At 71.3% G+C, this 16,360-nt stretch carries 15 protein-coding genes; 8 read left to right on the top strand and 7 right to left on the bottom strand.

The features are described 5' to 3' along the window. Window positions 1–73 precede the first annotated feature (73 nt). The 5 genes from CU044_RS15035 to CU044_RS15010 all read left to right on the top strand — a co-directional run bounded on the left by CU044_RS15035 (window position 74) and on the right by CU044_RS15010 (window position 6,862). A complete protein-coding gene (locus CU044_RS15035; RefSeq protein ID WP_129769083.1) occupies window positions 74–1,573 on the top strand; it encodes an MFS transporter in 1,500 nt (499 codons plus the stop codon). Window positions 1,574–1,706: 133 nt separating this feature from the next. Continuing rightward, entirely contained in the window at window positions 1,707–2,582 is an 876-nt protein-coding gene (locus CU044_RS15030) for an aldo/keto reductase (protein ID WP_129769082.1), read from the top strand. 478 nt (window positions 2,583–3,060) lie between these two features. Beyond that, entirely contained in the window at window positions 3,061–4,848 is a 1,788-nt protein-coding gene (locus CU044_RS15020; RefSeq protein ID WP_129769081.1) for a DEAD/DEAH box helicase, read from the top strand. 387 nt (window positions 4,849–5,235) lie between these two features. Then, the gene (locus CU044_RS15015; RefSeq protein WP_030355108.1) at window positions 5,236–5,877 is read left to right on the top strand and encodes a helix-turn-helix domain-containing protein; all 642 of its coding nucleotides are present in this window, start codon (window positions 5,236–5,238) and stop codon (window positions 5,875–5,877) included. 190 nt (window positions 5,878–6,067) lie between these two features. After that, window positions 6,068–6,862 carry a S16 family serine protease gene (locus tag CU044_RS15010; protein WP_129769080.1) on the top strand — a complete coding sequence of 265 codons (795 nt, stop codon included), beginning with the start codon at window positions 6,068–6,070 and terminating at the stop codon, window positions 6,860–6,862. On the opposite strand, the gene CU044_RS15005 is transcribed toward CU044_RS15010, so the two are convergent. The 4 genes from CU044_RS15005 to CU044_RS14990 all read right to left on the bottom strand — a co-directional run bounded on the left by CU044_RS15005 (window position 6,816) and on the right by CU044_RS14990 (window position 10,021). Further along, window positions 6,816–8,144: an MFS transporter gene (locus CU044_RS15005; protein WP_129769079.1), complete on the bottom strand. Its 1,329-nt coding sequence runs from the start codon at window positions 8,142–8,144 to the stop codon at window positions 6,816–6,818. The two genes, CU044_RS15010 and CU044_RS15005, sit on opposite strands and share 47 nt — an antisense overlap. After that, on the bottom strand, window positions 8,141–8,350 hold the full coding sequence (locus CU044_RS15000; protein WP_129769078.1) for a hypothetical protein: 210 nt from the start codon (window positions 8,348–8,350) through the stop codon (window positions 8,141–8,143). Before CU044_RS15000 ends, CU044_RS15005 begins: the two co-directional genes overlap by 4 nt. 12 nt (window positions 8,351–8,362) lie before the next feature. Then, window positions 8,363–9,034 (bottom strand): winged helix-turn-helix domain-containing protein, encoded by a 672-nt coding sequence (locus CU044_RS14995; protein WP_129769077.1) that lies wholly within the window; start codon window positions 9,032–9,034, stop codon window positions 8,363–8,365. A 150-nt stretch (window positions 9,035–9,184) separates the two neighbouring features. Continuing rightward, complete coding sequence (locus tag CU044_RS14990) at window positions 9,185–10,021, bottom strand: NAD(P)-binding domain-containing protein (protein WP_240045609.1); 837 nt, start codon at window positions 10,019–10,021, stop codon at window positions 9,185–9,187. A gap of 240 nt (window positions 10,022–10,261) precedes the next feature. On the opposite strand from CU044_RS14990, the gene CU044_RS14985 reads away from it, so the two are divergent. Then, on the top strand, window positions 10,262–10,624 hold the full coding sequence (locus CU044_RS14985) for a helix-turn-helix domain-containing protein (RefSeq protein WP_129769075.1): 363 nt from the start codon (window positions 10,262–10,264) through the stop codon (window positions 10,622–10,624). Window positions 10,625–10,675: 51 nt separating this feature from the next. Here CU044_RS14985 and CU044_RS14980 read toward each other — a convergent pair whose 3' ends face one another. Next, window positions 10,676–11,167, bottom strand: coding sequence for an Lrp/AsnC family transcriptional regulator (locus CU044_RS14980; protein ID WP_129769074.1), 492 nt, complete (start codon window positions 11,165–11,167; stop codon window positions 10,676–10,678). A gap of 141 nt (window positions 11,168–11,308) precedes the next feature. Between CU044_RS14980 and hppD the strand changes: the two genes are divergently transcribed. After that, a complete protein-coding gene (hppD, locus tag CU044_RS14975) occupies window positions 11,309–12,463 on the top strand; it encodes a 4-hydroxyphenylpyruvate dioxygenase (protein WP_129769073.1) in 1,155 nt (384 codons plus the stop codon). 144 nt (window positions 12,464–12,607) lie between these two features. On the opposite strand, the gene CU044_RS14970 is transcribed toward hppD, so the two are convergent. Next, the gene (locus CU044_RS14970; RefSeq protein WP_240045607.1) at window positions 12,608–14,182 is read right to left on the bottom strand and encodes a tetratricopeptide repeat protein; all 1,575 of its coding nucleotides are present in this window, start codon (window positions 14,180–14,182) and stop codon (window positions 12,608–12,610) included. 98 nt (window positions 14,183–14,280) lie between these two features. Here CU044_RS14970 and CU044_RS14965 point away from each other — a divergent pair, with 98 nt between their 5' ends. Beyond that, window positions 14,281–15,648 carry an FAD-linked oxidase C-terminal domain-containing protein gene (locus tag CU044_RS14965; protein WP_129769072.1) on the top strand — a complete coding sequence of 456 codons (1,368 nt, stop codon included), beginning with the start codon at window positions 14,281–14,283 and terminating at the stop codon, window positions 15,646–15,648. On the opposite strand, the gene CU044_RS14960 is transcribed toward CU044_RS14965, so the two are convergent. Then, window positions 15,645–16,121 (bottom strand): SsgA family sporulation/cell division regulator, encoded by a 477-nt coding sequence (locus tag CU044_RS14960; RefSeq protein ID WP_129769071.1) that lies wholly within the window; start codon window positions 16,119–16,121, stop codon window positions 15,645–15,647. The two genes, CU044_RS14965 and CU044_RS14960, sit on opposite strands and share 4 nt — an antisense overlap. Window positions 16,122–16,360 lie beyond the last annotated feature (239 nt).

Below are 16,360 nucleotides of genomic sequence, written 5' to 3'. Positions count from 1 at the left end.
TACGTCCAAGGGACCAGATCCGATCAGCCCTACGACAGGGCCGAATCAGGGCTGTGCCCCTTACGCTGAGTCCATGACCGCCCTGGACCCACGCGACGCCGATGTCGCCCCCGCCGACATATCCGCCGTAGCGGACCCCATCACCGAATCCCCGGCCCGCGATCAGGGCGGTGCCCCCGGCCAGGGTGGTGTGCTGGGGCCCGAGCACCGGGCGCTCAGTATCGGCATCGTCTCCGTCGTCCTGCTCATCGCCTTCGAGGCGACCGCCGTCGGTACCGCGATGCCGGTCGCCGCGCGGGAGCTGAACGGGATTCCGCTGTACGCCTTCGCCTTCTCCGCGTACTTCACCACCAGCCTCTTCGCCATGGTGCTCTCCGGCCAGTGGGCCGACCGCAGCGGGCCGCTCGCGCCGCTCGCCACCGGGATCAGCGCCTTCGGCGTCGGGCTGCTGCTGTCGGGCACGGCGGGCTCCATGTGGCTGTTCATCCTCGGCCGCGCCGTCCAGGGCCTCGGTGGCGGGCTGGTCATCGTCGCGCTCTATGTCGTCGTCAGCCGGGCCTACCCGGAGCGGCTGCGGCCCTCGATCATGGCCGCGTTCGCCGCGAGCTGGGTGATCCCCTCCGTTGTCGGGCCGCTCGCCTCCGGCACCGTCACCGAACACCTCGGCTGGCGCTGGGTCTTCATCGGTATCCCGGTCCTGGTCGTGCTGCCGCTGGCGCTCGCGCTGCCCGCGATACGCCGCAAGGCGTCGGGACCCGCCGATGCCGAGGGGCCCGTTCCTGTCTTCGACCGGCGCCGGATCCGGCTCGCGCTCGGGATCTCGCTGGGCGCGGGGCTGCTCCAGTACGCGGGCCAGGATCTGCGCTGGCTCTCGCTCCTCCCGGCGCTGGCCGGCGTCGCGTTCCTCGTCCCCGCCGTCCTCGGGCTGCTGCCGCACGGCACCTGGCGCGCGGCGCGCGGGCTGCCGTCCGTGGTGCTGCTGCGCGGGGTCGCCGCCGGGGCCTTCATCGCCGCCGAGAGCTTCGTCCCGCTGATGCTCGTCACCCAGCGCGGGCTGTCGCCGACGATGGCCGGCCTCTCGCTCGCGGCGGGCGGCGCGACCTGGGCGCTCGGTTCGTACGTCCAGTCCAGGCCGCGCCTGGAGCCGTACCGCGAGCGGCTGATGGCGGGCGGGATGGTGTTGGTCGCCCTGTCGATCGCGACCGCGCCGAGCGTGCTCATCGAGGCCGTACCGGTGTGGATCGTCGCGGTCGCCTGGGCCTTCGGCTGTCTCGGCATGGGCGCCGTGATCGCCTCCACCAGCGTGCTGCTGCTCAAGCTCTCGGCGCCGGAGGAGGCGGGCGCGAACTCCGCCGCGCTCCAGATCTCCGACGGGCTGTCGAACGTACTGCTGCTGGCGGCGGGCGGGGCGGCGTTCGCGGCCCTGGGCGGCGGCGCGGTGGGCGGCCACGCCGTCTCGGCCGCGTCCGGCGCCGCGGGATCCCACCCTGCGGCCTTCGCCGCGGTCTTCCTGCCGATGGCGGCGGTGGCGCTGGCCGGGGTGTGGGTGGCGACGCGGATACGGACCCGCTGAGAATCGATACGGACCCGCTGAGCGCGGATACGGAGCCCTGAGCGCCGATACGGACCCGATGAGGAATGCCCTCTGCCGCGTTCAACTGCCCTGTTAGCGTGGGGCCCTTGACCGAGGGGGCGGAGACAGAGCGATGACAGCGACCATGTTTCGTATCGGCGGAGACCTGAGCGTACGGCGGCTCGGATTCGGAGCGATGCGGCTGCCGACCGAGCCGGGCCCGGACCGCGAGGCCTCCCTCGGCGTGGCCCGGCGGGCCGTCGAGCTGGGCGTCACACTGATCGACACCGCCCATCTGTACGGCGGGGGAGCCAACGAGGAACTGCTCGCCGAGGCCCTGTACCCCTACGCGGACGGGCTGCTCGTCACGACCAAGGTCGGCGTCGCGCGGTCGGCGGAGACGGGCGAGTGGGGGCTCGACGGGCGGCCGGACGTCCTGCGCGACCAGGTCGGGAACGCCCTTCGCCGGCTGCGGGTCGAGCGGCTCGAACTGCTCCAGCTGCACCGCATCGATCCGGAGGTGCCCCTCGCCGACCAGCTCGGCGCGCTGAGGGAGTTGCAGACCGCGGGCAAGGTCGGCCGGCTCGGGCTCTCCGAGATCACCGTCGCCGAACTCGAACAGGCACGGGAGATCATCGACGTCGTGTCTGTACAGAACCGCTACAGCCTGGTCGACCGCGAGCACGAGCCGGTGCTCGTCGCCTGCGAGGCGGCGGGGATCGCGTTCCTGCCGTGGCGGCCCGTCGCAGGAGCCGCGTCGGGCGCGACCGCCGGGTACGACGCGATCGCGGGCGTGGCGGACGAACTCGGCGCCACCCCCGCGCAGATCTCCCTCGCCTGGCTCCTCGACCGCTCGCCGGTCATCCTCCCGATCCCGGGGACGGCCCGGATCGACCACCTGGAGGAGAACGTCGCCGCGGCGGACCTCCGCCTGAGCCCGGCCCACCACGAGCGCCTCGGCGGTCTCGGAGATCCCGGCGCTCTCGACCGGCCGGCCGCGCAGGCCTAGGCCTGTCCGACAAATCCCGCCTGGCTCGCGACGCCTGGCACGCACGCTCGCGGCGTTGTCGGGCTCTCCCCAGTACGCCCAGTACTGGGGAGACCCTCCGCCTTGCGATCGCCGCTCGGCATCCAAAGGCGGAATCAGGCGCCGAGACGGAGAGAGCGCAGCGAACGTAGTGCACCAGACGCCGCGAGCCCCGCCCTCCGGGCGGACGGCGCTATGTGTCAGACAGGGCCTAGCAAGCACCCGGTCCCGGCCGGACAGGCGGTAGCAGCCGGCCCTGCCTCCGCCGGACGGGCGGCAGCCGCGGGTGCCGCAGGACAGGCACAGCGCCCCGTCCCCGCCGTACGGAATGTGGCGCCCGTCGCACCTGGCCGTTCCCCGCCCCATTTGTTATGAGGCGCGCGCCGGGCCACCGGTAGGGTGGCCCGGTTGTCGTACGTACCCCTGCCCGACCCGTCAACCCGCGCCCGAACCGGAGACCGTGACTACTACCGCCTCCTCCCACCACCTCTCACCCGCCTTCCCGGGCCGCGCCCCCTGGGGCACCGCCAACAAGCTGCGTGCCTGGCAGGAGGGTGCGCTCGGCCGCTATCTGGAGCAGCAGCCGCGTGACTTCCTCGCCGTCGCCACCCCCGGAGCGGGGAAGACGACCTTCGCGCTGACGCTCGCCTCCTGGCTGCTGCATCACCATGTCGTCCAGCAGGTGACCGTCGTCGCGCCGACCGAGCACCTCAAGAAGCAGTGGGCGGAGGCCGCCGCGCGGATAGGCATCAAGCTCGACCCCGACTACTCCGCGGGTCCGGTGAGCAAGGAGTACGACGGCGTCGCCATCACCTACGCCGGCGTCGGGGTGCGGCCCATGCTGCACCGCAACCGGTGCGAGCAGCGCAAGACCCTCGTCATCCTCGACGAGATCCACCACGCGGGCGACTCCAAGTCCTGGGGCGAGGCCTGTCTTGAGGCGTTCGAGCCCGCGACCCGGCGGCTCGCGCTGACCGGCACGCCGTTCAGGTCCGACACCAACCCCATCCCCTTCGTGGCGTACGAGGAGGGCAACGACGGCATCCGCCGCTCGGCCGCCGACTACACCTACGGGTACGGCAACGCCCTCGGCGACGGCGTGGTCCGGCCTGTCATCTTCCTCAGCTACAGCGGCAACATGCGCTGGCGCACCAAGGCCGGTGACGAGATCGCGGCCAAGCTCGGCGAGCCCATGACGAAGGACGCCGTCTCGCAGGCGTGGCGCACCGCGCTCGACCCGCGCGGCGACTGGATGCCCAATGTGCTGCGCGCCGCGGACCAGCGGCTGACCGAGGTACGCAAGGGCATCCCGGACGCCGGCGGTCTGGTCATCGCGACCGACCAGGACTCGGCGCGCGCGTACGCCAAGCTCATCCGCGAGATCACCGGTTCGAAGGCGACGGTCGTCCTCTCCGACGACACCGGCGCGTCGAAGCGGATCGACGAGTTCAGTGAGAGCGACGACCGCTGGATGGTCGCGGTCCGGATGGTGTCGGAGGGCGTCGACGTACCGCGCCTGGCCGTCGGCGTGTACGCCACCACCATCTCGACCCCGCTCTTCTTCGCGCAGGCCGTCGGCCGTTTCGTCCGGTCACGGCGGCGCGGCGAGACCGCGTCCGTCTTCCTCCCCACCATCCCGGGCCTGCTCGGCTTCGCCGCCGAGATGGAGGTCGAGCGCGACCACGTACTCGACAAGCCGAAGAAGAACGGCGAGGAGGACCCGTACGCCGAGTCCGAGAAGGAGATGGCGGAGGCCGAGAAGCAGCAGGACGAGGACACCGGCGAGCAGGACATGCTGCCCTTCGAGGCGCTGGAGTCCGACGCCGTCTTCGACCGCGTGCTCTACGACGGCGCCGAATTCGGCATGCAGGCCCACCCGGGCAGTGAGGAGGAGCGGGACTACCTCGGTATCCCCGGGCTGCTGGAGCCCGACCAGGTGCAACTGCTCCTCCAGAAGCGGCAGGCGAGGCAGATCGCGCACAGCCGCAAGAAGCCGGACGCCGAGGCGGATCTGCTGGAACTGCCGGCCGAACGCCGGCCCGTCGTCTCCCACAAGGAACTGCTGGAGCTGCGCAAGCAGCTGAACACGATGGTCGGCGCGTACGTCCACCAGAGCGGCAAGCCGCACGGCGTGATCCACACGGAGCTGCGCCGGGTGTGCGGCGGGCCGCCGAGCGCCGAGGCGACGGCGGGGCAGATCCGGGAGCGGATCGCGAAGGTCCAGGAGTGGGCCACCCGGATGCGGTGATCCCGGATGCGGTAATGCCGTGGAGGTTTCCGGCGGGCACCGTAGCGGAGATCGAAAGAGGTCGTAGCGGTTTTCGTGCGCCGTGGCCGCTGAGGGGTGCCGCGGTGGGGCCGCCGGGCGCGGTGGTGGGGCCTTCGGCGGCCGTTTTTGTCTCCGAAGCCGTCCGATATGGCACGAATGATCGATCCAGTTCCTCGTTCTGTCGGATTTTGTCCGCGAATAGGGATCAACTCTCTTTCTGTGCCCGGATTCTGGACGAGGTCTTCCGCTGAGCGGTGTCCATGGTTACTGTCCCCGCAATGTAAACGCTCCGTGGCAACTCCGCCGCGTAGTGCAGTCGGTGGTGCCGATGCCCGTCGGCGGCCTCACTCCGAAGGAGAAGGCGTCGTGACCGCGGAGACCTCCCAGACGCTCGACCGGGGACTGCGCGTCCTCAAGCTGCTCGCCGATACGGATCACGGCCTGACCGTCACCGAGTTGTCCAACAAACTCGGTGTGAACAGGACGGTGGTCTACCGGCTGCTCGCCACCCTCGAACAGCACGCCCTGGTCCGCCGCGACCTGGGCGGCCGGGCCCGGGTGGGTCTCGGCGTGCTGCGCCTGGGCCGGCAGGTGCATCCGCTGGTACGGGAGGCCGCCCTGCCCGCCCTGCGCTCGCTCGCCGAGGACATCGGCGCCACCGCGCATCTCACGCTCGTGGACGGGGCGGAGGCGCTGGCCGTCGCGGTCGTCGAACCGACCTGGACCGACTACCACGTCGCCTACCGGGCCGGATTCCGCCATCCGCTGGACCGGGGCGCGGCGGGCAAGGCCATACTCGCCGCCCGTCAGGCCGCCCTCACCGAACCCCGCTGCACCCTCACCCACGGCGAGCTGGAGGCCGGTGCCAGCGGCGCCGCCGCCGCTCTGATCGGGGTGACCGGGATAGAGGGCAGCGTGGGAGTGGTGATGCTCGCGGACGCCGTACCCGAACGGGTGGGGCCGCGGGTCGTGGACGCCGCCCGGGAAGTGGCGGACGCGCTGCGCTGAGGCCAAGGCCAAGGCCGAGGCCGTGGCCGACCGGGCGGCGCCGTGCCCGAGCGGGCGGCCCGGGAGGGACGGTAGGTACGCCCGGCCCCGCGGTCCTGTGGACCGGTCCTGTGGACCGGAGCTGCGGACCGGACCGGCAGCCGGGACGCAGCGTCCCGGGCGGTGGATCGCGCCAGATAGATTGACACCCGTGTTCTCTCGCTTCTCGCGCCCCGGCGCCCTCGCCCTCTGCGCCGTCCCGATCGTCGTGCTGTTCGCCGTGGTCGGGGCCGCTCCGCTGCCGTACTCCGTCGCACAGCCCGGGATGACCGCGGATGTCCTCGGCGCGGACCGGGGCCGGCAGATCATCACGATCAGCGGGGCTCCCACCAGGAAGACCGAGGGGCAGCTGCGGATGACGACCATCGTGGCGACCGGCCCCTCCGCCGATGTCGACTTCGGCGATGTCGTCGAGGGCTGGTTCCGTACGGACCGCGCCGTGCTGCCGCGCGAAGCGGTCTACCCGTCGGGGCAGTCCGACAAGGAGATCGAGCGGCACAACACCCACGACATGGTGGAGTCCCAGAACTCCGCGACCGAGGCGGCCCTGGGCCTGCTCGGCAAAGACCCGAAGACCGTCGACGTCAGCCTCCATCTCGCCGACGTCGGCGGCCCCAGCGCCGGGCTGCTCTTCGCCCTCGGCATCGTCGACAAACTCGACGGCGACGGCTCGGGCGGCGATCTGACCGGCGGCCGCAAGATCGCGGGTACGGGCACGATCAGCGCCGACGGCAAGGTCGGCGCGGTCGGCGGGGTGTCCCTGAAGACCCAGGCCGCGGGGCGCGACGGGGCTACGGTCTTCCTCGTCCCGGAGGCGGAGTGCGGGGACGCCGGGACCGAGCTGCCGAAGGGGATGCGGCTGATCCCGGTCACCACGCTGAACGGCGCGGTGTCGGCGCTCAGGGCGCTGGAGCGGGGCGAGACGGGTCGGGTGCCGAGCTGCTGAGGTCGGTGGCCGCGGCGGCTTTCGCCTTCTCCGGGATCCGTTCCATGGTGCGCCAGGCAGGGAAGACCAGCGGGCTCAGCGTCGCCAGGAGATAGACGCCGCCGACGGCCAGCAGTGTGCTGCTCAGCCCCGCGCGCTCGACCAGGAGGCCCGCGACCAGACCGCCGAGCGGCATGGTCAGTTCGACTCCCGCCGTGGTCACACTGGACACCCGGCTGCGCAGCCCGTCCGGCACGCGCTCGTACATGACCGTGGTGAGGATCGGGTTCAGCACGCCGGCCGCCAGCCCGCCCGCGGCCATCGTCACGGCCAGTGGGACGGTCCCGTCCGTGAGCGCGGCCACGGTGAACTTCGGTGCCCCGCAGAGCAGGAAGGCGCCCGCGAACACGACGCGGCGCGGGAAGCGTTCGCCGTACGCCCCGTACAGCAGGGCCCCCAGCAGCGCCGCCCCGCCGAACAGCGCGGTGAGCAGTCCGAGACTGGCCGATCCGCCCAGCTCCTGCCGGGCATGGACCGGCAGCAGGACCGAACTCCAGCTCTGGTCCAGGCCGTTGGTGATCATCACCATCACCGTGATGCCGAGCAGCAGCCGCGTACGGAGCAGGAAGGCATAGCCCTCGCGGAGTTCGGTGCGGTACGTCGCGGGGGAGACCGGGCTCTGACGCTGCGGCTCAGCGGCGCGTACCCCCCGTACCCCGGCGGCTATCAGCGCCGCCGACGCCGCGAAGGTCACGGCGTCCAGCAGCAGGACCGCTTCCGCGCCCACGACCGCGATCAGCAGTCCGGCAAGCGCGGCGCCGATCATCCGCGCGCCGCGCGAGGCCGCGTCGTACAGACTCGCGGCGCGCGGCAGGGTCGTCCCGGCGCGTTCGGCGAGGTCCGGCAGCAGGACGTAGCGGGCGGTGATCCCCGGGGAGTGGACAAGGCCGCTGACGGCCATCAGCGCGCACAGCATCCAGAACTCCAGCACGCCCGCGAAGTGCAGGAGCGGGACCGCCGCCACGGCGAGTCCGCAGATCAGGTCGGAGGCGACGGAGATCCGCCGCCGTCCGAGCCGGTCGATGACCGGACCGCCGACGACGGCGGAGACGACGACCGGCAGCGTCGCGCAGAAGGCGACGACCCCGGCTTTGGCCGGGCTTCCGGTGGTCTGGAGAGCGAACCAGGGCACTCCGATCAGGGTGAGTGAACTCCCGGCGATGGAGATGGTGTTGGCGGCGAGGGTGGCGACGAAGGGCCGCCGGTCGTCAGTGCCGCGTCCGGTGTCGGCCGTCCGGGTCATGCGGCGTACGGCCGTACGAGCCGGCGCCGGGACATCGTCGGCCGGTCGACGAGGCGCAGCCCCAACTCGACCAGGGACCAGCCGAGTCGGGTACGGAGGTTCGCGCGCGGCGGGCGGAGCCGGAACGCGGCGGCCTCGTGGTGCAGTTCGGCGGCGCGCAGGGCGTGCAGCCGGAGATGTATGTCGGGGTGCGCGGCGGGGTGCACAGCGGGTCTCCTTCAGCTTCTGTCGGTGGAACCTGTGCGGGGGAAGGAATGCAGATGGACGCGGACCTGTGGGGCTTCCCCGTCGCCGGGACCGGCCGAGCGGTAACTCTCGACGACCTCGTGCAGCTTCTCGTTCATCTCGTGCAGCTGCTCGGCGGTCAGGCGCAGGGTGAAGTCGCTGAGGTCCGCGGAGTTCGACCACTCCCTGGGCCAGTCACTCGCGGTCCCCAGCCAGGTGGCGAGCTCCTGGGTGTGGATGTTGGCCACCTCGTGCAGGAAGAGGTCGACCGCGCCGCGTACCGCCGGGTTGCTGTCGGTGTGCAGGTCGGGGCTGAACGTCGTGCCCTCGTCGGTGGCCCTCCACCACCGCTCGCGGCCCTTTCCCCGCGTCGGGTCGTCCTCGACGAAACCGTGCGTGGCGAGCTGTCGCAGGTGATAGCTGGTGGCGCCGCTGGACTCGCCGAGCTGCTCGGCGAGCTGGGAGGCGGTGCCGGGGCCGTCGTGGCGGAGGGTGCTCAGCAGCCGCATCCGCAAGGGGTGGGCCAGACCGCGGAGCGAGCGCGCGTCGAGGGTGCGCTGCTTGGGGTTCGTGGGCCACGGCCGCGGCCGGGTTTCTGCCGGCTCAACAGGCTCAACAGGTTCTACGGGTTCTACCGGCTCTTCGGGGTCTACAGGCTCGGGCATGCCTCTAACGTAGTCACGCAAAGGCTTCTTTGCAACACATTCTTTGCAAGGAAGTCTTTGCATGACTACGTTCGTGATCCCGATCCGGCCCTGTTCGTCCGGCGGGAGGCGTCAGCCGTTGGGTCAGGTGTCAGGTGTCAGGTGTCAGCGTCAGGCGTCAGGCGTCAGCAGATCGACGATCCCCGTGACGCCCTCCGCCCCATGACCACCCTCCAGCCGCCGCTTCATCAGGTCGAAGTACGGGGTCAGCAGCTCGGGGCTCACCCCCTGCTCGTGCGCCGTCCCCACGAAGGCCGGGATCCCGGCGACCTGCATCGCCAGGCTGGAGGCGACGTCCGACGCGTAGTCGCCGCTCGCCAGCTGGTCGGCGACCTGCTCGATCACCGGGGCCATCGACGTCAGCCAATCGCTCAGCAGCGGTGTGAACTCCTTGAGTGAGATGTCCGCCTCCCCGCGCACCAGAGCGAAGGCGTGCGTGATGCCCGCGAGCATGCCGTACATCCCGCTCAGCAGCGCCACGTCCTGGAGGGCGGCGTGGCCGGCGTTCTCGCTGACGTAACGCGTGCCGGCCGGGACCGCCAGAGCCGCTCCGTGCGTCTCGAAGAGCTCGTGCGAGCCACTGTAGAAGACATAGCCGCCCGCCTCGGGAACCCCGATCATCGGCGGTACGGCCATGATCCCGCCGCTGAGGAAGCGGGCCCCGCGCGCCCCGGCCCATTCGCCGCGCGCCCGTGCCTGGGCCGGTGTTCCGGTGGTGACGTCCACCAGGTCCTTGCCGGTCAGGTCGGTACCCTCCAGCGCCGCCCCGACCGAGGCGTCGTCCAGCAGGCAGGTGACGACCAGCGCGTTCGCGGCCACCGCCTCGGCGGCGCTCGCGGCGGCCGTGGCGCCCTCGGCCACCAGGGCGTCGGCCCGGCCCGGCGTCCGGTTCCAGACGGTCACGGAGTATCCGGCGGCGAGCCAGGCACGGGCGAAGGCCGTCCCCATGGCTCCGAGCCCGAGCAGCGAGAGGGAACGGGGAGAAGAGGACGACGAAAAGGCGGGGGCGGGGGAGGGGGAAAGGGAAGAGGAAGAGGAAGAGGAAGAGGAAAGAGCGTCAGAAACGTTGTCGGTCATGACGAATAAGCTGGTCGATGGCGCGGGGACCAACAAGTACGCACTCCGAAGTGGGCGGTTCCCCCGAGGTATGTGACCAGGTCGGAGAGTCGGAGAGGGGGACCGAGGACGATGGCGACCGTGGGCAGGCCGGGCGCGCCCGACGCGTATCACTGCGGGATCGACGCGGCCATGGATGTGATCGGCGGAAAGTGGAAGGTGCTGATCCTCTGGGCGCTGGACGAGAGCCCGCGCCGCTTCGGCGAGCTTCGCCGGATGCTCCCCGGTGTCACGGAGAAGGTCCTCACCAGCCAGCTGCGTGAGCTGGAGACGCACGGCATCGTCTCCCGTGAGGTGTACGACGAGATCCCGCCGCGCGTCGAGTACGCGCTGACCGAGCGCGGTGTCGCCCTGGGGGTCGCCCTCCAGCCGCTCGGTCTGTGGGGGCGGGAACACGTCCTGGGGAAGGCCCCGCGAAGCGCTGCGCCTTCTTGACGCACCGTTCCCCGGAGGCGGCCCCGGCCGACCCCCGACCGAACCCCCGGCTCACCCTCCGGCGGCGTCGCCTGCGGAGTCCTCGGCCGCCTGCTCCACCAGCGGGATGATCCGCAGCGGTACGGGGTTCTCCATGACGATCGCCGTGGCGGCCCGCACGATGCCGTCGAAACCGACGACCCGGTCGATCACCCGTTGCAGATCGGCGTTGGAACGGGCCACGAGACGGCAGAGCATGTCTCCCTGACCCGTGATGGTGTGCAGTTCGAGCACCTCGGGGACGGTGGTCAGATGGGCCCGTACATCGGCGCCCTGCCCCTGCTTGATCTCCAGCGTGGCGAAGGCGGTGACGGGGTAGCCGAGCGCGGCCGGATCCACGGTCGGGCCGAAACCCCTGATCACCCCGTTCGACTGAAGCCGGTCGAGCCGTGCCTGCACCGTGCCGCGGGCCACCCCGAGCCGGCGCGATGCCTCCAGCACCCCAATCCTGGGCTCCCGCGCGAGCAGCACGATCAGCCGGCCGTCGAGTCCGTCGATGCTCATGGTCCGCTCCCCAAGACGTTGCCGAATCAAACGTAGTCATACTGTGCAGATAGCCTCGCCATTCTGGTCATCCGGTCTACATATTGCCCAGTGAATCAGCGAACTGTTGCGCACCTTGTGGAACGGCGGGAGGGTGAGCCCATGGCTGACACCTCGATGCACATCGACACCGCTCCCCGCACCGCGCGCGAGGCCGACCCCTTCCCGGTCAAGGGAATGGACGCGGTCGTCTTCGCCGTCGGCAACGCCAAGCAGGCCGCGCACTACTACTCCACGGCCTTCGGCATGAAGCTCGTCGCCTACTCCGGACCGGAGAACGGCAGCCGCGAGACCGCGAGTTACGTGCTCACCAACGGCGCGGCCCGCTTCGTCCTGACGTCCGTCATCAAGCCGTCCACCGAGTGGGGCCGCTTCCTCACGGACCATGTCGCCGAGCACGGCGACGGCGTGGTCGACCTCGCGATCGAGGTGCCGGACGCGCGGGCTGCCTACGCTTACGCCACCGAGCACGGCGCCCGCGGCCTCCAGGAGCCGTACGAGATCAAGGACGAGCACGGCACGGTCGTCCTCGCCGCGATCGCCACGTACGGCAGGACCCGCCACACCCTCGTCGAACGCTCCGGCTACGACGGGCCGTACCTGCCGGGCTTCACCGCCGCGACCCCGATCGTCGAGCCCGCCGCCAAGCGCACCTTCCAGGCCATCGACCACTGCGTGGGCAATGTCGAGCTCGGGAAGATGAACGAGTGGGTCGGCTTCTACAACAAGGTCATGGGCTTCACGAACATGAAGGAGTTCGTGGGCGACGACATCGCCACCGAGTACTCCGCGCTCATGTCGAAGGTCGTCGCCGACGGCACGCTCAAGGTGAAGTTCCCGATCAACGAGCCCGCGATCGCCAAGAAGAAGTCGCAGATCGACGAGTATCTGGAGTTCTACGGCGGGGCCGGCGTCCAGCACATCGCGCTCGCCACGAACGACATCGTCGGGTCCGTACGGGCCATGCGGGCGGCGGGCGTGCAGTTCCTCGACACCCCCGACTCGTACTACGACACGCTCGGCGAGTGGGCGGGCGAGACGCGGGTGCCCGTGGAGACGCTGCGTGAGCTGAAGATCCTGGTGGACCGCGACGAGGACGGGTATCTGCTCCAGATCTTCACCAAGCCCGTCCAGGACCGGCCGACCGTCTTCTTCGAGATGATCGAGCGCCATGGCTCGATGGGCTTCGGCAAGGGCAACTTCAAGGCGCTCTTCGAGGCGATCGAGCGCGAGCAGGAGAAGCGCGGCAACCTCTGATCCGACGGATCGATCTGTCCGACGGGCCGATCCGACGGAGTGCGTGACGCGTGGCGCGTGCCGGGGAGCGGGAAGCCCCCGGCACGCGCCCTGACTCTCGGATCCGCGTGCTCCCGGATCCGCGTGCTCGCGGACCCGCGGATCTCAGACCTGCGGCGGGGGCGCCAACTCTCTGCGCTCCAGCGTGGGCTTCTCGGGCCCCGAGCCGTAGAAGTCCTTCGGCCCGCCCTCCTCCGGTTCGCCGAGCGCGTCCAGCGCCTCCCGGGCCTGCGGCGCCAGCAGCGGCGAGAAGTGCGGATCGGTCCGCAGAGCCTCCTCGATATGGCGGCGGGCCGCGCCGTACATCCCCAGCGACCGCTCGATCTCCCCGCGGTGGTACGAGAACAGCGCGCTCCGCCGTCCCGGCTCGGTCGCCTTCGTCGCGTACGCCAGCGCCTCGCGCCCCTGGCCCGCCCGGTACAGCGCCCAGCCCAGCGCGTCCGCGACCTCCATGTTCCGGTGCGACTGCGCCCACTCCGCACGCAGCCGCGCGACCGCCGCCTGCGGATCGCCGTGGTCGGCCTCGAAGCGGCCGAGGACCAGCTCCTCGTTCACCCCGTGCCCCTGGGCACGCTCGGCCCGTTCCCGCAGCGTCTCGTACTGCGTCTGCGCATCCCCGTCCAGCCCCAGCGAGTCGTACAACTCGCCCAGGTCCAGGGCGTATTCGGGCCGGGGCAGCTTGGCGAGCGCCGTCTGGTACTCGCGCGTCGCCTCGTCCGCCCTGCCCATCGCGGCGAGCGCCCTCGCGCGCCCGGCCAGTGACTGGGCCCGGCCGCGCGCCGCCGTCAGCGCCGCCTCGTAATGGCCCAGTGCCTCGGTCGGCTCGCCCCGTTCCAGGGCCAGCTCGCCCAGCGTGTCCAGCGCCTTCGCGCGCTCCGCGGGCGATCCGGCGCGCGCCGCCGCGTCGGTGGCCTTGGCCACCGCGTCCTCGCTCCGGCCGCGGTCGCGGTACACCTCGGCGGCGCGGATCAGTACCGGCGCCCCCGAGTGCAGTTCGCGCAGCTTCTCCAGCGCCCTGCCCGCCGCCTTGTAGTCGCCCACGCCGGTGTACGCGTCGATCAGCACCGGATACGACGTCCACGCCCCGGGCCGCTGCGCCCGCAACGACTCGCCCCACCGCCTGGCGGCCACGTAGTCATGGCGCGCGTTGGCCAGTGAGGCCAGCCCCACGAGCGCCTCCGGGTTGCCCGCCCTGCTGCCCTTGCCGGGCTTGCCGTCCTCCGCGCCCCTGCCGTCCTTGCCTGACCCGGACCCGGACCCGGCCCCTGACCCGGACGCGGATCCGGAACCGGCGCCCCGCGCCTGCCCCTCGCCCGGCCCGCCCGGCTGCACCGCCAGCGACCGCTGGAGCGCCCGGTCGGCCTTCGGGTAGTAGGCCGGATCCGCCGCCGCGACCCCGCGCTCCACATACGCCGAGCCGAGCACCGCCCACGCCTGTCCGTCCTCGGGGTGCGTCCGCAGCCAGTTCTCCCGCTCGCGGATGAGCGCGGTCAGATCCGACAGCGCGGCCGGTGCCCCCACGCCCACCGCGGCCCGCGCCCGCGCCTCGGGGCCCTGCGGGGGCGCCGCGTCCTCGTCGGGGACGAACAGCAGTACGCCCCCGACCAGCATCGCCCCCACGCCGACGGCCAGCGCCGCCCTTCTGACCTGTCTGACCTGCTCCGTTTTCATGGCGTTCATGGCGATTACTGTGCGTCAATATGAAGAGCACACCCCGACTTGCCGTGGTGGATCGCAGACGGGTTCACACCGATGGCCCCGGATGCGAGTCTGGGATCATGGACGATCTCCTCGCACAGCTGCGGGCGGGGCTCCCCGCTGAAGCCCTGATCACCGACCCCGACGTCACGGCCTCCTACGCCAACGACATGGCGAGCTTCTGCGAGGCGGGCACGCCCTCCGTGGTGGTGCTGCCGCGCACGGTCGAACACGTCCAGCACGTGATGCGCACGGCGACCGCGCTGCGCGTCCCCGTCGTGCCGCAGGGGGCCCGTACGGGGCTGTCGGGCGCCGCGAACGCCTCGGACGGGTGCATCGTCCTCTCCCTGACGAAAATGGACCGGATCCTGGAGATCAACCCCGTCGACCGGATCGCCGTCGTCGAGCCGGGTGTCATCAACGCGACGCTCTCCCGCGCCGTCGGCGAGCAGGGCCTCTACTACCCGCCGGACCCGTCCAGCTGGGAGATGTGCACCATCGGCGGGAACATCGGCACCGCCTCCGGCGGACTGTGCTGCGTCAAGTACGGCGTCACCGCGGAGTACGTCCTCGGCCTGGATGTCGTCCTCGCCGACGGCCGGCTCCTGACCACCGGCCGTCGCACCGCCAAGGGCGTCGCCGGCTACGACCTGACCCGGCTCTTCGTCGGCTCGGAGGGCAGTCTCGGCATCGTCGTCAAGGCCGTACTCGCCCTCAGGCCGCAGCCGCCCCAGCAACTCGTACTGGCCGCCGAGTTCGCCTCCGCTGCCGCCGCCTGCGACGCCGTCTGCCGGATCATGGAGCGCGGCCACACCCCGTCCCTCCTCGAACTCATGGACCGTACGACCATCCGCGCCGTCAACGCGATGGCCAACATGGGCCTCCCCGACACCACCGAGGCGCTGCTGCTCGCGGCCTTCGACACCCCCGACCCCGCGGCCGATCTGGCCGCCGTCGGCGAGCTGTGCACGGCGGCCGGTGCCACCGATGTGGTCCCCGCCGAGGACGCCGCCGAGTCGGAACTGCTGCTCCAGGCCCGGCGCCTGTCGCTCACCGCGCTGGAGACCGTCAAGTCGGCCACGATGATCGATGATGTCTGCGTGCCCCGCTCGCGTCTCGCCGAGATGCTGGACGGCACGTCGGCCATCGCCGAGAAGTACGGCCTGACCATCGGCGTCTGCGCCCACGCGGGCGACGGCAACACCCATCCCGTCGTCTGCTTCGACCAGGCCGACCCGGACGAGTCACGGCGGGCCCGGGAATCCTTCGACGAGATCATGGCGCTCGGTCTCGAACTCGGCGGCACGATCACCGGCGAACACGGCGTGGGCACCCTCAAGAAGGAGTGGCTGTCGCGCGAGCTGGGGCCGGTGGGCCTGGAGTTGCAGCGGGGCATCAAGCGGACGTTCGACCCGCTGGGCCTGCTCAACCCGGGGAAGCTCTTCTAGGCCTCGTCGTCCACCGACCCGTCCGAGGGCCATGGGTCCCGCAGCCACAGATCGTCGGCCGGTGTCGGGGTCAGCAGCGCGGCCAGCCCGTCGTCGAGGCCGAGCTGCTCGGACTCCGTACCCGGTGGCACGATCCGCAGCGTCCGCTCCAGCCACGCGGACACCGCCCCGCAGGGCGCCTCGAGCAGGGCGTCGCCGTCGGGCGAGGAGAGGGCGACACACAGGACGGTGCGCCCGCCGACCTTCGTCGGCCAGATCCGTACATCGCCGTGCCCGCAGGGCCTGAACACCCCTTCCACCAGCAGCTCGCGGGCGAAGGTCCAGTGCACGGGGGTGTCCGAACCGATGTGGAAGGTGATGTGCACTGCGTACGGATCGTCCGTGCGGTAGGTCAGCCGGGCCGGGACGGGGACGCCGCGCTCGGGCGACAGCACCAGATTCAGTTCCAGTTCGCGTTCCACCACGGTGTGCATGAGCGGCACTTCCTTTCCTGGCGAGTGGCCCGATGCGGGGGCCGTACCAGTCGAGAGGCGCCACCACGCCGACTATGACGCGACTTTCGGCGATGAGTTTCCGGGACTTCCGGCACACGCGTCCCGGGCAGGACCGGACGGTGGCGGGACGGTGACCGGACGGGGGGCTCGCCACGCGGGCGGGCACGTGCGTACGGTGTTCCGTACGCCCTGGCGAACGAATCCCACCCCGTAGCCTC

It is taken from the genome of Streptomyces sp. L-9-10 (assembly GCF_004151105.1).
In the GTDB taxonomy this organism is placed as follows: Bacteria; Actinomycetota; Actinomycetes; order Streptomycetales; family Streptomycetaceae; genus Streptomyces.
The sequence above is the reverse complement of the archived record's forward strand: the minus strand, read 5'-3'. Positions and strand labels throughout refer to the sequence as shown.